The organism is Bradyrhizobium vignae, from assembly GCF_004114425.1.
Lineage (GTDB): Bacteria > Pseudomonadota > Alphaproteobacteria > Rhizobiales > Xanthobacteraceae > Bradyrhizobium > Bradyrhizobium vignae.
The window spans coordinates 1-16644 of the sequence record NZ_RDQF01000065.1; the positions used below are offsets into that span (position 1 = coordinate 1).

A 16644-nucleotide genomic window follows, 5' to 3' on the forward strand; every position below is an offset into this window, starting at 1 on the left:
CTGCCGTCGGTCACAACTTCCGCCGCATCCTCGCCTGGCTGAGGGTTCTTTGGTGCCTCTTCCTGGCCACCCTCATCGCAGCCATCAGCGACCGCTCACCGCTGCAATCGGCTTCTTAACGGACGACCAATCAGCGAATTATTGAACATCGACAGCAATGACGGAGTTTGCGGCACTCACCTCCCGATGATCACCCCGATCACGTTCGGTGCTGCCAGATATTTCTCCTCGATCGCCGCCCGCGCAGCGGCGCGGTTTTCCGGCGTCAGGAGGCCGCGCTTCTCGGCCAGAATCATCCAGCAAAAGCCCCACCAATCGGTCAGCATGCCCGCTTCGCCTATGAGGTCGTAACCCTGCTCGGCTGCGAAGATGCGCGCATGCGCCTCGTCCAGCGTGTCGAGAAACAGATGGTCCTCGGTCGAGAACAGATCGTCGCTGATGTCGTCGATGGTGTAGCCCCAGATCGACTGGCACACCGCGTTGAACTCGCGATCGAACTGGTCGTCATCGACGGCGTAACTCCGTGCCGCCTGATGCAGCCGCGACAGCGAGCGCGCGAAATCGGCGATCCGGGTGAGGGCAAACTGGTCGAAGGCAATGGTGGACATGTAGTCCTCGCAAAGTCGGACAGACGCTAGATATTGTGTCGGCCATGCGCCGAATCACAATGATATATCAAAGACTTGCTAAAGTGTTCTTAATTTGTTCCGGACGCGACCCATTCCTCAATAGCAGCGCGAGGCCGCAACGGCGTGGACGCGGCGGTCGCCGAGGATATGGGCGACAAAGCCGTTCTCCGGAAAGATCCTGGCGAAGGCGGCGTCGCGGATGCTGAGGCCGCCGGCATAGGCGCCGAAAGCGGGCATTACGGCACGCATCCCATCGCTGGCGAAGCAGCGGCGCTCCATCGAGCGGCCGCGCGCGGAGACGCGCGCCTTGGGATGCAGATGGCCGGCGATCTCGCCGGCCGCCCCGGTCGGCTCGTGGCGAAAAGTGATGGGGCCGACCGCAACCTCGCCGGCGACGGTGCCGCCGAGATCGCGCGGCAGGATGGGATCATGATTACCCGAGATCCAGATCCAGTCGCGGCCGGTCTGGAGTGCGGCGACGGCGTCGCGGTCCTCCGCCGACAGCCGCTCATGCGCGGTGCGGTCGTGAAAACTGTCGCCAAGCGCGATGACGATGCGTGGATCATGGCGGGAGATGACAGCAGCGAGCCGGCCGAGCGTTGCGATGGTATCGTAAGGCGGCAGCAGCACGCCGCGCGTCGCGAAGCTCGAACCTTTCTCCAGATGCAGGTCGGAGACGACCAGCAGGCGCTGCTCTTCCCAGAACAGCGCCCCGGAGAGATCGGTGTGGAGTGCGATGCCGGCGACATCCAGTCTGCCTGTCGAAGTAATCGATAGCGCAACATGCTCCGTCATGGCCGGGCTTGTCCCGCCTGCGCCGCCGAAGCCGCTTCGGCGCGGCGAAGGCCCGGCAATCCACGTTCTTGCGGCAGCAAAGACGTGGATGCCCGGGTCAAGCCCGGGCATGACGATGTGGATGGGATTGCGCGCCTCACCGGCAAATTCTCTACGACATCGCTTCCTTAACGAGTTCGTCGGCAGCTTCCGCCAACAATTCGTCTGCAGCCTCGCCATAGACTGACTCGCGGCCGATTTCCAGCATCACGGGGACCGCCAGCGGAGAGACGTGGTCGAGTTCCCGGTGCGTGATGCGGCCCTGGATGCGTATCAGCATGTCGCCGAGGCGGCGCAGGTCGAGCAGGCCCGTGGCGGCATCGGCGCGTGCGGCTCGGAGCAGGACGTGATCGGCCTGGTGCTTGCGCAGCACGTCATAGACGAGATCGGTCGAGAACAGCACCTGGCGGCGGCTTTTCTCTTCGCCGGTGTGGCGCCGCGCGATCAGGCCGGAGATGATCGCGCAATTGCGGAACGTGCGCTTCATCAGCGCGGATTCGGCGAGCCAGGCTTCGAGATCGTCGCCGAGCATGTCGGGGGCGAACAGCGCATTGAGGTCGATCCGATTGTTGCGGATCATGAAGGAGAGGTCGCCAAGTCCCCAGATCGCCACCGCATATTCGTTGGCGACGAAGCCGAGCGGCCGCGCGCGGGCGCGCTCCAGCCGCCGCGTCAGCAGCATGCCGAGGGTCTGGTGCGCGAGGCGGCCTTCGAAAGGATAGCAGACGAGATAGTGCTTGTTGGCGCGCGGAAAGCTCTCGACCAGGAGCTCGCGCACTGCGGGCACGCGCGAAACATCCTTCTGCAGCGACAGCCAATCGCGCACCTGCTCCGGCAAGCCGCCCCATGCGCGGCCATCATCGAGCAGGCGGCGGACGCGCTCGGCGAGATAGGTCGACAACGGGAATTTGCCGCCCATATACGAGGGCACTTTCGGATCCTTGTCGTACGCACGCGAGACATAGACCTGATCCTCGACCAGCGTCTCGTAGCGCACCACTTCGCCTGAGAACACGAAGGTGTCGCCGGGGCTGAGGCCCTCGATGAAGGCCTCCTCGATCTCACCGAGCAGCCTGCCGCCGCGCGCGATCACGCCGGTCGAGCCCGTACCGCCGCCGCGGGAGCGCACCAGGCGCACCTTCAGCATGTCGTCCTCGACGATGGTGCCGACATTCAGCCTGTAGCTCTGCCGCACCCTGGGATTGGCGACGCGCCAGCGGCCTTCCTCGTCCTGCTTGATGCGGGCGAAGCGCTCATAGGTCTTCAGCGCGTAGCCGCCGGAGGCGACGAAATCGACGACGTCGTCGAAATCCTGCCGCGACAGATCGGCGTAAGGCGCGGCGGTGCGCACTTCGTCGTAGAGCTCGTCGGAAAAGAACGGCTCGCCGCAGGCGCAGCCGAGCACGTGCTGCGCCAGCACGTCGAGTGCACCCGTGCGCAAGGGCGGCGTGTCCTGCGCATTCTCGGCGATCGCATCGATGGCGACGCGGCATTCCAGCACCTCGAAGCGGTTGGCCGGCACCAGCACGGCGCGGGAGGCTTCGTCGAGGCGATGATTGGCGCGGCCGATGCGCTGCATCAGGCGCGAAGAGCCCTTGGGCGCGCCGATATTGACCACCAGATCGACGTCGCCCCAGTCGACGCCGAGATCGAGCGAGGAGGTGCAGACCACGCCGCGCAGTCGACCCGCCGACATGGCGTCCTCGACCTTGCGGCGCTGTGCGACGTCGAGCGAGCCGTGATGCAGCGCGATGGCAAGGCCATCGTCGTTCATGCTCCAGAGATGCTGGAACAGCATCTCGGCCTGGCTGCGGGTGTTGACGAAGACCAGCGTGGTCTTGTTGGCCTTGATCAGCTCGTAGATCTCGGGGAGCGCGTGGCGCGCGCTGTGGCCGGCCCAGGGCAGCCGCTCGCGCGTATCGAGCATCTCGACCACGGGCGGCGCGGCACCGCCGGCCATGACGATATCGGCGGCGACTTCCCGGCCTTCGGGCTGCGGCACCAGGAAGCGCGCGAGCTGCTCCGGCTCGGCTACGGTTGCCGACAGGCCGATCGCGCGCATTTGCGGCGCGAGGCGCCACAGCCGCGCCAGCCCGAGCGAGAGCAGATCGCCGCGCTTGGACGTCACCAGCGCATGCAGCTCGTCGAGCACGATGCGCTTCAGGGAGGAAAACAGGAACGGTGCGTCGTCGGAGGAGAGCAGCAGCGCGAGCTGCTCGGGCGTCGTCAGCAACACGTCCGGCGGATAGCGCCGCTGCCGCTGGCGCCGCGACACCGGCGTGTCGCCGGTGCGGGTCTCGACCTTGATCGGCAGCGCCATCTCCGCGATCGGCCGCTCCAAATTGCGCGCGATGTCGACGGCGAGCGCCTTCAGCGGCGAGATGTACAGGGTGTGCAGGCCACCGCTGCGCTGCACGTTGCGCCCGGTGGAGACGAGACTCTTCTTCGCGCCCGCATCTCGTGTCGCGGGCTGCGCCGAAAGCTCCACCAGCGTCGGCAGAAACCCCGCAAGCGTCTTGCCGGCGCCGGTCGGCGCAATCAAGAGCGCCGAACGGTCGTCGCGCGCCTTCTCCAGCAGCGCCAATTGATGCGCGCGCGGCGACCAGCCGCGGGCTGCGAACCACGCCTGGAAGCGATCCGGCAGCAGCGCGGCCGGCTCGGCCGATGTTTGGAGAATACGGGGCGGCACGGCATGACAGGTAAGCCGCAGGAGCGGATTCGTCGAGGGGTGGCCCTTCCCGCCTGCGCGAGAAGGGCCAGAGGTCTCACGCCCCGGTCGGCACCTGGTCCAGAAATCCGGTCACGCTGCTGATGCGCCCGTCCCTCAGCACGGCAAAATCGGTGCCTTTGATCGGGCTGTCGGCGCCGTCAGGACCAAGTCCCCACGAGAAGCGGATGTGGTCGCCGTAGCCGTCGGGCTCGCCGATCAGCTTGAATTTGAAATCGGGAAAGCGCTGCTGCACGCCGGCGATCAGCGCCTCGATGCCGTCGCGGCCGTCACCCTTCATCACGGGATCGACATAGCGCGCATCCGTCGTCCAGCTTTCGCTGAGCAGTTCGCGGCGACGACCTGCCGTGCGTTCGTTCCAGAGCTCGACATAGCGGCAGGCGATGGTGTTGGGATCAGTCATGATGTGCTCCTTCGATGGCGCCGTATTGTCCGGCTGACCCGACTATCGAAGGTTCACGCGCGTTGATCGATTACCTCGGAGGTCATCAACGCGCGTGAAGTTCTCGCGACATCACTTCGCCGCGGTCACCATGATCTCGACCGTGTATTGCGGGGCCGCCAGCTTGGCCTCGACGGTGGCGCGCGCGGGGGTGTTGCCGGGCGACACCCAGGCGTCCCACACCGCGTTCATCTCGCCGAAGGTCTTCATGTCGGTGATGTAGATCGTGGCGGACAGCAGCTTCGATTTGTCGGTGCCGGCCTTGGCGAGGTGGCCGTCGATGGTCGCCAGGATGTCCTGGGTTTGCTTCGTGACGCTTTCGCCGGCCGCCTTGTTGGCGACGACGCCGGCGAGATAGACGGTGTTGCCGTGCACGACGACCTGGCTCATGCGCGGGCCGGTTTCAAAACGCTGAATGCTCATTGGGGATCTCCTGGTGGAATGGCGGCCCTGTCTAGCCCAGCGATTTGCGGCGAGCCACCCCTGACACGCATGCATTGCCTGGCACGCATGCGTCGTTCACGGAAACTGACTGAAGAACGTCCAGATCGTTTCGGCGCCGTCGATGTCGCCGTTTTGCGGTCCGAGCAGGCTCCTGGCGACCTTCGGGAAGCGGGCATCCGGAGCAAAGCCGGGCATGCGGTGGCCGCCATGGTTGATGCGATAGAGCACGACGTCGTGCCCAGTCGGGCAGCGCGAGCTGATCCGTGTCACTGTGGACTGGTCTGCGGGCGCCCTGTCGGGCAGGTCGGTCACCCCGGCATCATCGGTCTCGCAGCCATTGAGCCTGCGCCAGAACGCCAGCGTCTCCTCGGTCGACCAGAACCCGTCCGCGGCAAAATAGCTCGATCCGTGTCCGCCCTCGTAGGGCACCAGCGGGTCGGCCGTGCCGTTCATGAGCAGCATCGGCAGCGGCCGCGACGGATGGCAGGTGACGGCAGCCTCATCGGTGAGATTCATGATCACGCTCGCAGCGGCCGCGAACAGATCGGCCCGGGCGCAAGCGAGCGTCATTGCCATGGCGCCGCCATTGGAGATGCCGGTGACATAAACGCGCTTCGGGTCGGCCGTGCCGTCGGCCACCAGCTTCTCGACGAGTTTTGTGATGAACGCGACGTCGTCGGTGCCCTCGGGTGGGCCGCGCAGCGCGGGCCCCGCCTTGGTCCTCGCATCGGCCCAGGCGTGATTGAGTCCGTCCGGAAAGACAACGGCCAGACCCTCGCGCCTGGCAAGCTGCGGCCAGGCCGTCCGCGCGACCATGTCGGCGCCACGCTGCGTCTTACCATGCAGCACGATCACCAGCGGTGCGGGCTTTTTCGCCGGCAATTGCGCGGTGTAGGAGCGCTTCACGCCGTTAACATCGACGGTGTCCGCCCATGCAGGCGAGAAGCAGCAGATCACCGCCAACCAGAACAGGGCAACGTGCAAGGCGCGTCGTATCATCCAGGCCATGATCGGTATCATCGATGGCGTTTGGCCGGTTCGACGCCAACCAAGTTCAAGATTTCGGCGCGAACGTCGACCACATGTATATACCGCCTGATGGCATAAATATTATGCAGCAATCGCGAATTGAGCTGCGTGAACGAGCGATGTAATATAGACTGCAATTATTAGTTGAGACTTAATTTTCACGACGGGGGGCTGAATTGCGCCACCTGGAGAGCTACCTCGACCCTTCGGAGATACTTCGTCTTTTTGAAGAAAAATTTGGGACCGGCGTCTGGCACTGCGATGCTGAAGGCCGGATGCAGTGGTCGCGTGGCTTTTACGGCCTGCTGGGACTCGATCCCCATACCGTCGCGCCCAGCTATGCGGAAATCGAGAGACGAATTCATCCGGAGGATCGCCGTCCGCAGCGCGATCCACGCGGATTCGCGTTCGACCGGTCTTTGCTCGACGGCGAGTTTCGCATCATCCGGCCGAATCGTGCGCTGCGCTGGCTCCGCATCCAGTCCGAGACTTTTTTGAACTCCGCCGGCGAGCCGGAATGCGTGGTCGGCGTTGCCATCGACATCACCGAACATCGCAGATCGCTGCAGCCTCTCAAGATGGATGCGGATCGCTACGCGGCGCTGACGCAGGTCGCAGGCGGACTGCTGTGGGTCGGCAGCCAGGATGGCCGGATTACCGCGCTTTTGAACGCGGAGAACCAGCCGGACGCACACCGGTTTTTCGGCAAAGGCTGGCTCGACCTGCTTCCCGAAGAGGAGCGCGAAACGGCCTTGCGGATCTGGGCGGCCGCCGCCGAAACGGGACAGCCCTACGATGTCGAGCATCGACTGCGCCAGTCCGACGGCTCCTACCGCTGGTACCATTGCAGGGCTGTGCCGGTCCCGGACGCGGATGGCGGTATTCGGGAGTGGTTGGGAATCTCCACGGACGTGCACGAGGGGCGGCTCTCGGCCCAGCACGTCTCGACGTCGAGGTTGACCGGTGCGCAATTGCGCGCGGCCCGCGGCATGCTGAACTGGTCGGTGAAACAGCTCGCCGCGCGAACCGGCGTTTCTGCCGCCGTGATTCGCCGGCTTGAGGAGCAGAACGGTCTCTTGCGGCTGCCCGACGAGACATTGACGAGCCTTCGCGACACGCTCTCGTCCGCGGGCATCGAGTTCATCTTCGGAGCCGGAAAACCTGGCGTGAGGCCAAGATGATCGTCACGCCGCCAATCGCGGTGGCGATCGATATTTGCGCAGGCCGAATGAGATGCTTCGCACCTGTTTTGATGGTGGCGCAGCGCTCTGTCGATGGAGACGCAAAAAGCCGGCAAGCCCTGCGTCTTGCCGGCTGCGGAAGTAGCGCGCAATTTTTGCGCGTTGAGAGAGCTTGCGAACAAATTTTTCTTAATGCCGCAATAAGCAATTTTGGTCACCTTGTCGGCACACGTCCAAGTCAGAATCGAAAGGACGTGAAACTGACGGTAGTAGCGGGTAGCGGGGCGCTGCATCATCGTCCGGATTGCTCGAGCGGCGCGCGCTTCGATCTGTCCGGGATCATTGCCAGCCGAGCACGCCAATGCGCGGCACGATGGGGTATCGCCCAATCCGGTCACGTCAAACGACCGTGCCCGTCTGCGGCATCGTTCGCGCGGGAATTTTCATGCGACGTCTTTAGGCCTGAAGCCCATAACTTCGGAGTGTTTGCCAGTGTCCTATTTCAGATTGCGTATCGGTGGCCGGTTGATCGCCGGATTTGCTGCAGTCTGTGCCATCATCGCACTTTCCGTCGGCTACACCGTATTCGAAGTCGGGCGCATTTCCACGACGGTCAATCGCATGACGAATCTGCGCACGCCCGTCGCGCTGGCGAGCACCGAGCTGATCGGCAACCTCTATTCGACGCTCGCCACCTTGCGCGGCTATTTGCTCAGTGGGAATCCGCAAGGCAAGCTCGATCGCGCGTCGATGTGGAAGGAAATGGATAGGACAGTAGCCGCATTCGACGAGCAGGCGGCGCAGTTCACCAATCCGGAGAACCGGCAGAAGTGGGAGCAGGCCAAGCTGTTGCTCGCCGAATTTCGCACGGCGCAGGACAAGGCCGAAGCGATCGCTTTCACCCCTGATGCCTATCCCGCGACCAAGCTCATGGTCATCGAGGCCAGCCCGCGCGCAGACATGATCTTCTCCGAGATCACGAAGATGATCGATCAGGAGGAGGCACAGGAAGCGACGCCGGAACGGAAGAAATTGCTCAAGGCAATGGCCGATGCGCGGGGCAATTTTGCCGCTGCCACGGCTCAGCTCCGGATGTACCTGCTTTCGGGCGAAAAGACCGACAAGGATAAATTCGTGAGGCCATGGGAAGCCTTTGAGAAAGGCTATGCCGGAGTCAATGCGCATAAGGATCTGCTCACCGCCTCGCAGCAGGCGTCCTTCGATAGGATCGCAAAGGCGAAAAGCGAGTTCGCGCCCCTCCATGAAAGGATCTTCGCGCTTCGCGAGTCCCCGGACTGGAACGCGCCGGTTCATCTGCTGGTGACCGAAGCCGCGCCGCGCGCCGCAAGGATTCTCGACCTGCTCGACGGACCCAAGGGCGTCGATGGCACCCGCTCGGGAGGCATCAAGTCCGATCAGAAACGGATGCTCGCCGAGGAGACGCTGGGCGTGCAGGAGAGCATCTCGCTGCTGAAGCTGGTCTTGTGGACGCTGTTGGCAGCGGGAGTCGGCCTTGGCGGGACAATCGCATTGTTCACGTCCCGCTCAATCGCCGCGCCGATCCGGGGGATGACCTTTGCCATGGGCAAGCTCGCCGGCGGCGACACCTCCACGAACGTTCCCTGCGTGGGCCGCACCGACGAGGTCGGCGAGATGGCCAATGCGGTCCAGGTGTTCAAAGACAACATGATCGAGGCCGACCGTCTGCGTGCCGAGCAGGCACAAATGGAGGCTCGCGCTGCCGCTCAGCGCAAGGCCGACATGCACAGGCTCGCGGGTCAGTTCGAAGACGCGGTCGGCGACATCGTGAACACGCTGTCGTCCTCGGCGACGGAGCTCGAAGCGGCGGCCCGGACCCTGAGCAAGGCAGCGGACAGCACCCAGGAGCTGTCGAGCGTCGTCTCTGCCGCCTCCGAGGAAGCCTCGACCAACGTTCAATCGGTTGCCTCCGCCACCGAAGAGATGAGCTCGTCAGTGACCGAAATCAGCCGCCAGGTGCAGGACGCCGCCAGAATTGCCGGCGCGGCGGTGGAGCAGGCGCAGAGGACCAATGATCGGGTCAACAAGCTGTCGCAGGCGGCCACCCGCATCGGCGACGTCGTCGAACTCATCAACACGATCGCCGGGCAGACCAATCTGCTCGCTCTGAACGCCACGATCGAAGCGGCGCGAGCCGGCGAAGCGGGGCGCGGCTTTGCTGTGGTTGCGTCCGAGGTCAAGGCGCTGGCCGAGCAGACAGCGAAGGCGACCGGAGAGATCGGTCATCAGATCGCCGACATTCAAGCCGCCACCCAGGAGTCGGTGGTCGCGATCAAGGAGATCAGCGGAACAATCGGCAGGATCTCGGAGATTTCTTCGGCGATCGCATCGGCAGTCGAAGAGCAGGGAGCGGCCACGCAGGAGATTGCCCGCAATATCCAGCAGGCGGCGCAAGGTACCAACCAGGTCGCAGCCAACATCGGCGATGTGAAGCACGGGGCAGCGGAGACTGGTTCGGCTTCGACCCAGGTGCTTGCCTCCGCGCAAATGCTGTCGAGGGACAGCGCACGATTGCACTCCGAGGTCGAGCAGTTCCTGACCACGGTTCGCGCGGCCTGACCCGAAGAGACCAAGACCCCGCCATGATGCATGAGGGAACGCGATGGCCGATCGAAACACGCAAGAAGCGCTAGCGGGGGCGGTCGATAACGTCATCGCGTTGCCGCTTCGCCAAACCAGCCTGGTCGCCGACATCATGAGAGACTGCGATTCGCTGCGGCAAGCCATCGTGACGATGCAGCAATGTCTCGGGGCGCTCGGCGACCTTATCCGAAATCTCGATGACAGGCCGGAGGAGGCCGAGCGACTTCGAGCCCACATGGCCGAGCTGAACGAGCTGTTGTCTCTGCGGCTCGATCAGCTCTCGCTGACCGAACGCCTGTTGCAGGAGATGGTTCGCCGCGGCTGAGGCCGGTGCGCCACCGTGCACCGGCCAGCCTTGTCAGTCACCCAACCGCCTTGGCGGCGGCACGGCCTGCATTGCGCCCGGAGAACAGGCAGCCGCCGAGGAAAGTGCCCTCGAGCGAGCGATAGCCATGCACGCCGCCACCACCGAAGCCGGCGGCTTCACCGACGGCGTAGAGGCCCGGAATGACCCTGCCCTCTTCCCCAAACACGCGGGAGTCGAGATCGGTCTCGAAGCCGCCCAGCGTCTTGCGGGTGAGGATGTTGAGCTTCACCGCGATCAGCGGCCCCTGCGCGGGATCCAGGATGCGATGCGGCGAGGCGGTGCGGATCAACTTGTCTCCGATATAGCGCCGCGCATTATGGATGTTCATGATCTGCGCATCCTTGACGTAAGGATTGGCGATCTCGCGGTCGCGCGCCTCGATCTGCATTTTGATGTGCTCGAGCTTGAGCAGATCGCTGCCGGCGAGCTCGTTCATGGCCGCAACAAGGTCCTCGAGCTTGTCCCGTACGATGAAGTCGACACCACGGCTTTTGAACGCCTCCACCGGCGCTGGCGCGCCCTTGTTGGTGGCGCGGCGCAAGGTCATGCGCCAGCTCTTGCCGGTCAGGTCCGGGTTCTGCTCCGAGCCCGACAGCGCAAATTCCTTCTTGATGATGCTCTGGGTCAGAATGAACCAGGAATAATCATAACCCGTCGACATGATGTATTTGAGCTGGCCGAGCGTGTCGGAGCCCGGGAACAGCGGCGCCGGCAATCGGGTACCGGTCGCGTCGAACCACATCGACGAGGGACCCGGCAGGATGCGGATGCCGTGGCGCGGCCAGATCGGCGACCAGTTCTGGATGCCCTCGACATAGTGCCACATGCGGTCGCGGTTGATCAGCCGCGCGCCGGTCTTTTCGGTGATGCCGATCATGCGGCCGTCGACATGCTCGGGCACGCCAGAGATCATGAACTTCGGGGGATCGCCGAGCCGCTTCGGCCAATTCTGCCGCACCAGCTCGTGATTGCCGCCGATGCCGCCGGAGGCGACGATCACGGCCTGCGCCTTCAGCGCAAACTGGCCGACGATGTTGCGCGAGGAACTCTTTCCGCGCTCGACATCGTCTGGCGCGAGCACGGCGCCACTGACGCCATCCACGGTACCATTGGTGACGGACAGCGCATCGACGCGATGGCGGAACCTGAAAATCAACCGGCCACTCTTCGTCGCCTCACGTGCGCGGCGCTCGAACGGCTCGACGATGCCGGGCCCGGTTCCCCAGGTGACGTGAAAGCGCGGTACCGAATTGCCGTGGCCCATTGCGTCGTAGCCGCCGCGCTCGGCCCAGCCGACCACGGGGAAGATGCGGTGGCCCATCGCGCGCAGCCAGCCGCGCTTCTCGCCGGCCGCGAACGCCACATAGGCCTCGGCCCATTGGCGCGGCCAGAAATCCTCGTCGCGGTCGAAGCCGGCGGTGCCGAGCCAGTCCTGCATCGCGAGCTCAAACGAGTCCTTGATGCCGAGCCGGCGCTGCTCCGGCGAATCGACCAGGAACAATCCGCCGAACGACCAGAACGCCTGACCGCCGAGCGATTGCTCGCCTTCCTGCTCGACGACGATCACGCGCTTGCCCGCGTCGGCGATTTCGGTGGCGGCAACGAGGCCCGACAGTCCCGCGCCGACCACGATGATGTCGGTTTCTTCAGCCATGTGTTTCCGCCTCCATGAGTTCCCCCCTGTAATTGCCCGGATTGAAGCCAGCGGTTGTAACTGAGATCAAGGGTATGGCGCGTAAGACCTCGTTAACGTGTTCCACTTTGGGATAGAGACAGGCGGAGTGCAGCGCGGACGCAACACTGGATTTGAATTTGTTTTGCGCCGGGCGGCCTGCCTAGACAAAACCTTGGTTACAACAGACGCTAGCTGTGCATCACCACCTGACACGCAGATTCGAATACGACTGGGGCGGGGGACAATGAAGTTTCTGACGGGATTGCTTGCGGCGGTTCTCTTGATCGCGGGCATGGGGGCTTCTCACGCGGTGGTTCGGATCGCTGATGACCGCGGCGGCCGAATTGGAACCTACGTCGATAGATACCAGGATCTCAGGCAATCAGGCGAGACCGTCATCATCGACGGCCTCTGCGCTTCCGCCTGCACCATCGTCCTCGGCGCCATCCCACACAACCGGATCTGCGTGACCTCGCATGCGACGCTTGGCTTCCACGCCGCCTGGGATTTCGGCGCCAACGGCCGCGCCGTCACCAATCCTGAAGCAACCCAGATGCTCTATGCGATGTATCCCTCGCAGGTGAGGCGCTGGATCGGCCAGCGGGGCGGGCTTACCCCACGCATGCTCTTCCTGAGGGGCAAGCAGCTCGAGGCCATGTACCGGCCCTGTTATCTGGATGCGCAGGCCTCGACGGCCAAGCCGTCGCGCCGGTCGCTCCCACAAGCGGAGCAACTCGAATCCGCTCGGGGCCAGTTCCTCCACTGATCGTCGCAGCATGACGGCGTTCCTTTGCGCCGCTGACAGCGTCTTGCCCGCAGGCGGCGCAAGGCCTATCTGAAAGCCTGGGAACCGGGACCTTCGTCCCGATCGTTGTCATGGCTCAACCATTACATCCCGCGCATCCACTATCGGACAATTCGCCCACTGCCGGCCGGATGTCATCCGTGCTGCTGTGGGCCGGCGCGGCAATCGGCGGTCTCGTCCTGATTGGCGCGCTGGCGCTCTGGTTCCACTATGGCAGCCAGGTATTCTTCGAAATGCTCAGGACCGGCTTTGCCGCCTGCTTCTGACCTGCGACAGGAAGTTTTTCACCCATGAGCCCCGCCACCCGTCCGCTGGTGATCGCGACTGCCTTTGCCGCAAGCCTCATTGCCGGGCTCCTGATCATGTTCTGGGCCATGGGCGGGGTCAGCAAGGTGGCGCAGCCGGCGGCGATCGGCGGCCCGTTCCAGCTGACCGACCAGAACGGCAAAGCCGTCACGGACAAGAGCCTCAAGGGCAAGCCGACCCTGATCTTCTTCGGCTACACCCATTGCCCCGACGTCTGCCCAACCTCGCTGTTCGAGATCTCGGAAGTGCTGCGGGCGATGGGCAAGGACGCCGATAAGGTCAATGCCGTCTTCATCTCGGTCGATCCCGAGCGCGACACACCGGCGACGATGAAGGATTATCTGTCGAGCTTCGATCCCCACCTCGAGGGGCTGTCCGGCGATCCTGCCGAGACAGCCAAGGTGATCACCTCCTACCGGGTTTATGCCAAGAAGGTCCCGTCCAAGGACGGCGACTACACCATGGACCACACTGCGCTGGTCTATCTGATGGATCGCGACGGCCGCTTCGTCTCGCCGTTCAATCTGAAGCGAACGCCGGAAGAGGCGGCAGCTGATTTGAAGCGGTATCTCTGAGGGCCTGATCCAACCGCAGCTGCTTCAAGTTCGTGGATGCCCGGGACAAGCCCGGGCATGACGACCAAGGGACCTTTACCGAGCCCACAATCGGCACTCGCCTTCGCAGCCGAATGGTCTATAAGGCCCTCCGATCCCAACGAAATTCATTGCTTTCCGGTCGATGGCTTCATCGCAACAGGCGAAATCGTTCAAATCTGCCCGTGGCTTGCTGATGGGGTTGGCCGCCGCCGCGTGCCTGCTCGCAGCCCAGCCTGCCGAGGCCCAGACGCCAGCCAAGCGGCCTCCGGCAGCGCCACAGACCCCCCCTCAGGCCGTCCCCCAAGCAGCCCCGCAGGCCGTGCCCGGCTTCTGGGACCCACGTCGGCGACCGGAGCGGCCGGACCTGTCGCGCCTGACCGTGATCCGCTTCCTGACCGAGACCGACTATCCGCCGTTCAACTTCACCGGCGCGGACGGCAATCCGGCCGGCTTCAATGTCGATCTCGCCCGCAGCCTGTGCGAGGAGATCAAGGTCACCTGCACGGTGCAGATGCGGCGTTTCGAGACGCTGGTCGATGCGCTCACCTCCAACCGGGGCGACGCCATCATCGCCTCGATGGCGGTGAGCCCGCAGCTGCGCGCCCGCGTCGACTTCACCGATCCCTATTACCGGGTGCCGGCGCGCTTCGTCTCGCGCAAGGATGCGGTGATGCCGGAAATCCGGCCCGAATATCTCGAGGGCAAGAAGGTCGGCGTGATCGCCGGCTCCGCGCATGAGGCTTATCTCAAGGCGATGTTCACCGATGCCGAGCTGCATGCCTATCCCGGTGACGACGCGATGCGCGCAGCTTTACGCAGAGGCGAGGTCGATTTCATCTTCGGCGACGCCATCTCGCTGGCGTTCTGGATCAACGGCACCGATTCCGGCGATTGCTGTGCCTTTTCCGGCGGCCCCTTCGTCGAGAGCCGTTTCTTCGGCGAAGGCATCGGCATCGCCGTGCGCAAGGGCAACGACGTGCTGCGCCAGGCCTTGAACTGGGCGATGTTCCGCGTCTGGGAAAAAGGCCGCTACACCGATCTGTGGCTGCGGTATTTCTCGGTGAGCCCGTTCTAGTTTCTTCGCTGATCTCTCCGCCGTCATTGCGAGGAGCCTTTGCGACGAAGCAAATCCAGACTGTTTTCCGCGGAAAGATTCTGGATTGCTTCGCTTCGCTCGCAATGACGGTGCAAGAGGCTACACCGCCCACAAAATTGCATTCTGCCCGGAAATCGCTATTTTCCGCGGCCCGGAGGCCCCTGATGTCCGTTATCGATCTTGCCGCGAACCCGAGCGACCTGCGTGCGCTCGCCGAACAGTCCAACGCCTGGCCGTTCGAGCAGGCGAAGGCCATTGTCGCGCGGCTGAAGAAAAGCCCGAAGGACGAGGTGCTGTTCGAGACCGGCTACGGCCCGTCGGGCCTGCCGCATATCGGCACGTTCGGTGAGGTCGCGCGCACCTCGATGGTGCGCCATGCCTTCCGGGTGCTGACCGAGGACAAGATCAAGACGCGCCTCTTGGCATTCTCCGACGACATGGACGGATTTCGGAAAGTGCCCGACAACGTCCCCAACAAGGAGATGCTGGCGGAGCATCTCGGCAAGCCGCTGACGCGGGTGCCGGATCCGTTCTCCAACGAGTACCCGTCGTTCGGCGCGCACAATAACGCGCGCTTGCGCGCCTTCCTCGATCATTTCGGCTTCGACTACGAGTTCGCGAGCTCGACCGACTACTACACGTCCGGCCGCTTCGATGCGACGCTGCTGAAGATGCTCGCTGCCTACGACAAGATCATGGCGATCATCCTGCCGACGCTGGGGCCGGACCGCCGCGCGACGTACTCCCCGTTCCTGCCGATCAGCAAGACCACGGGCGTCGTGCTGCAGGTGCCGATGATCCGCCGCGACGTCGCGGCCGGCACCGTGACCTATGTCGATCCAGACACAAACGAGGAAGTCGAGACGACCGTCACCGGCGGCAACGTCAAATGTCAGTGGAAGGCCGACTGGGCGATGCGCTGGGTCGCGCTCGGCGTCGACTATGAGATGGCCGGCAAGGATCTCATCGATTCCGTGAAGCTCTCCGGCGCCATCGCGAAGGCGCTCGGCGGCACGCCGCCCGAGGGCTTCAACTACGAGCTCTTCCTCGACGAGAAGGGCCAGAAGATCTCGAAGTCGAAGGGCAATGGCCTCACCATCGACGAATGGCTGCGCTACGCCTCGCCGGAATCGCTGTCGCTGTTCATGTATCGCGAGCCGAAGGCGGCCAAGCGGCTGTATTTCGACGTCATCCCGCGCAATGTCGACGACTACCAGCAGTTCCTCGATGGCTTTCCGAAGCAGGACGGCAAGCAGCAGCTCGGCAATCCGGTCTGGCACATCCACAACGGCAAGCCGCCGAAGGGCGACATGCCCGTCACCTTCCAGCTGCTGCTCACCTTGGTGTCGTCGTCGAACGCGGAGAACGCCGAGACGCTGTGGGGTTTCATCGGCCGCTATCGTCCCGGCGTGACGCCGCAGACGCATCCGAAGCTGGATGCGATGGTCGGCTATGCCATCAACTACTACCGCGACTTCGTCGCGCCGACGAAACAGTTCCGCGAACCAACCGAGACCGAGCGCGCGGCATTGCAGGATCTGCGCGATGCGCTATCGCAATTGCCGCAGGACGCCACGGCCGAGGACATCCAGAACGTCGTCTATGAGATCGGCCGCCGCGAGCCGTTCCTCGATCAGATCAAGAAGGGCAAGGACGGCCGCCCGGGCGTCACGCTCGACTGGTTCAACATGCTCTATCAGGTGCTGCTCGGCCAGGAGAAGGGCCCGCGCTTCGGCTCCTTCGTCGCCGTGTACGGCGTGCAGAACGCGGTGAACATGATCGACGGCGCGCTGGCGCGGAGCGCGTAGATGCGGCCTGCCTCTACGGCATGATCCGGTGCATCTCGGGATAGCTCGTGAAATTGCTCTCGCTCACGTCGGCCGGATCGAA

At 64.0% G+C, this 16644-nt stretch carries 15 protein-coding genes; 8 read left to right on the forward strand and 7 right to left on the reverse strand.

The window, feature by feature from the left end; all coding sequences use genetic code 11:
* Positions 1-176 precede the first annotated feature (176 nt).
* From EAV90_RS33810 to EAV90_RS33835, 6 genes are all read right to left on the reverse strand, one after another.
* The gene (locus EAV90_RS33810; RefSeq protein WP_129145862.1) at positions 177-608 is read right to left on the reverse strand and encodes a hypothetical protein; all 432 of its coding nucleotides are present in this window, start codon (positions 606-608) and stop codon (positions 177-179) included.
* 117 nt (positions 609-725) lie between these two features.
* Positions 726-1424, reverse strand: coding sequence for a ligase-associated DNA damage response endonuclease PdeM (gene pdeM, locus EAV90_RS33815; protein ID WP_129145863.1), 699 nt, complete (start codon positions 1422-1424; stop codon positions 726-728).
* Positions 1425-1575: 151 nt separating this feature from the next.
* Entirely contained in the window at positions 1576-4152 is a 2577-nt protein-coding gene (locus tag EAV90_RS33820; RefSeq protein ID WP_129145864.1) for a ligase-associated DNA damage response DEXH box helicase, read from the reverse strand.
* A gap of 76 nt (positions 4153-4228) precedes the next feature.
* The gene (locus tag EAV90_RS33825) at positions 4229-4594 is read right to left on the reverse strand and encodes a nuclear transport factor 2 family protein (protein ID WP_122406037.1); all 366 of its coding nucleotides are present in this window, start codon (positions 4592-4594) and stop codon (positions 4229-4231) included.
* A gap of 111 nt (positions 4595-4705) precedes the next feature.
* On the reverse strand, positions 4706-5056 hold the full coding sequence (locus tag EAV90_RS33830) for a RidA family protein (RefSeq protein WP_027575148.1): 351 nt from the start codon (positions 5054-5056) through the stop codon (positions 4706-4708).
* A 96-nt stretch (positions 5057-5152) separates the two neighbouring features.
* Positions 5153-6076: a CE1 family esterase gene (locus tag EAV90_RS33835; protein ID WP_129145882.1), complete on the reverse strand. Its 924-nt coding sequence runs from the start codon at positions 6074-6076 to the stop codon at positions 5153-5155.
* Between the two features lie 206 nt (positions 6077-6282).
* Here EAV90_RS33835 and EAV90_RS33840 point away from each other — a divergent pair, with 206 nt between their 5' ends.
* The 3 genes from EAV90_RS33840 to EAV90_RS33850 all read left to right on the forward strand — a co-directional run bounded on the left by EAV90_RS33840 (position 6283) and on the right by EAV90_RS33850 (position 10234).
* Positions 6283-7287 carry a PAS domain-containing protein gene (locus EAV90_RS33840; RefSeq protein WP_129145865.1) on the forward strand — a complete coding sequence of 335 codons (1005 nt, stop codon included), beginning with the start codon at positions 6283-6285 and terminating at the stop codon, positions 7285-7287.
* 492 nt (positions 7288-7779) lie between these two features.
* Entirely contained in the window at positions 7780-9885 is a 2106-nt protein-coding gene (locus EAV90_RS33845; RefSeq protein WP_129145866.1) for a HAMP domain-containing methyl-accepting chemotaxis protein, read from the forward strand.
* Between the two features lie 43 nt (positions 9886-9928).
* Positions 9929-10234 (forward strand): hypothetical protein, encoded by a 306-nt coding sequence (locus EAV90_RS33850; protein ID WP_122406040.1) that lies wholly within the window; start codon positions 9929-9931, stop codon positions 10232-10234.
* 37 nt (positions 10235-10271) lie between these two features.
* Here EAV90_RS33850 and EAV90_RS33855 read toward each other — a convergent pair whose 3' ends face one another.
* Positions 10272-11930: an FAD-binding dehydrogenase gene (locus EAV90_RS33855; RefSeq protein ID WP_129145867.1), complete on the reverse strand. Its 1659-nt coding sequence runs from the start codon at positions 11928-11930 to the stop codon at positions 10272-10274.
* Positions 11931-12195: 265 nt separating this feature from the next.
* Between EAV90_RS33855 and EAV90_RS33860 the strand changes: the two genes are divergently transcribed.
* The 5 genes from EAV90_RS33860 (at position 12196) to EAV90_RS33880 (ending at position 16562) form a co-directional block, all read left to right on the forward strand.
* A complete protein-coding gene (locus tag EAV90_RS33860) occupies positions 12196-12717 on the forward strand; it encodes a hypothetical protein (protein ID WP_162500495.1) in 522 nt (173 codons plus the stop codon).
* Between the two features lie 110 nt (positions 12718-12827).
* Positions 12828-13022 (forward strand): hypothetical protein, encoded by a 195-nt coding sequence (locus EAV90_RS33865; protein WP_122406042.1) that lies wholly within the window; start codon positions 12828-12830, stop codon positions 13020-13022.
* Positions 13023-13046: 24 nt separating this feature from the next.
* Positions 13047-13637 carry an SCO family protein gene (locus EAV90_RS33870; protein WP_129145869.1) on the forward strand — a complete coding sequence of 197 codons (591 nt, stop codon included), beginning with the start codon at positions 13047-13049 and terminating at the stop codon, positions 13635-13637.
* Between the two features lie 163 nt (positions 13638-13800).
* Positions 13801-14733 carry a transporter substrate-binding domain-containing protein gene (locus EAV90_RS33875; protein WP_129145870.1) on the forward strand — a complete coding sequence of 311 codons (933 nt, stop codon included), beginning with the start codon at positions 13801-13803 and terminating at the stop codon, positions 14731-14733.
* Positions 14734-14918: 185 nt separating this feature from the next.
* Positions 14919-16562 carry a lysine--tRNA ligase gene (locus EAV90_RS33880; RefSeq protein ID WP_122406980.1) on the forward strand — a complete coding sequence of 548 codons (1644 nt, stop codon included), beginning with the start codon at positions 14919-14921 and terminating at the stop codon, positions 16560-16562.
* Positions 16563-16644 lie beyond the last annotated feature (82 nt).

Excerpts from the sequence above, each read along its gene's own strand:
- EAV90_RS33810 (WP_129145862.1), bottom strand. The coding sequence starts at position 608 with ATGTCCACCATTGCCTTCGACCAGTTTGCCCTCACCCGGATCGCCGAT.
- pdeM (WP_129145863.1), bottom strand. The coding sequence starts at position 1,424 with ATGACGGAGCATGTTGCGCTATCGATTACTTCGACAGGCAGACTGGAT.
- EAV90_RS33825 (WP_122406037.1), bottom strand. The coding sequence starts at position 4,594 with ATGACTGATCCCAACACCATCGCCTGCCGCTATGTCGAGCTCTGGAAC.
- EAV90_RS33830 (WP_027575148.1), bottom strand. The coding sequence starts at position 5,056 with ATGAGCATTCAGCGTTTTGAAACCGGCCCGCGCATGAGCCAGGTCGTC.
- EAV90_RS33835 (WP_129145882.1), bottom strand. The coding sequence starts at position 6,076 with ATGATACGACGCGCCTTGCACGTTGCCCTGTTCTGGTTGGCGGTGATC.
- EAV90_RS33850 (WP_122406040.1), top strand. The coding sequence starts at position 9,929 with ATGGCCGATCGAAACACGCAAGAAGCGCTAGCGGGGGCGGTCGATAAC.
- EAV90_RS33855 (WP_129145867.1), bottom strand. The coding sequence starts at position 11,930 with ATGGCTGAAGAAACCGACATCATCGTGGTCGGCGCGGGACTGTCGGGC.
- EAV90_RS33860 (WP_162500495.1), top strand. The coding sequence starts at position 12,196 with ATGAAGTTTCTGACGGGATTGCTTGCGGCGGTTCTCTTGATCGCGGGC.
- EAV90_RS33865 (WP_122406042.1), top strand. The coding sequence starts at position 12,828 with ATGGCTCAACCATTACATCCCGCGCATCCACTATCGGACAATTCGCCC.
- EAV90_RS33870 (WP_129145869.1), top strand. The coding sequence starts at position 13,047 with ATGAGCCCCGCCACCCGTCCGCTGGTGATCGCGACTGCCTTTGCCGCA.
- EAV90_RS33875 (WP_129145870.1), top strand. The coding sequence starts at position 13,801 with ATGGCTTCATCGCAACAGGCGAAATCGTTCAAATCTGCCCGTGGCTTG.
- EAV90_RS33880 (WP_122406980.1), top strand. The coding sequence starts at position 14,919 with ATGTCCGTTATCGATCTTGCCGCGAACCCGAGCGACCTGCGTGCGCTC.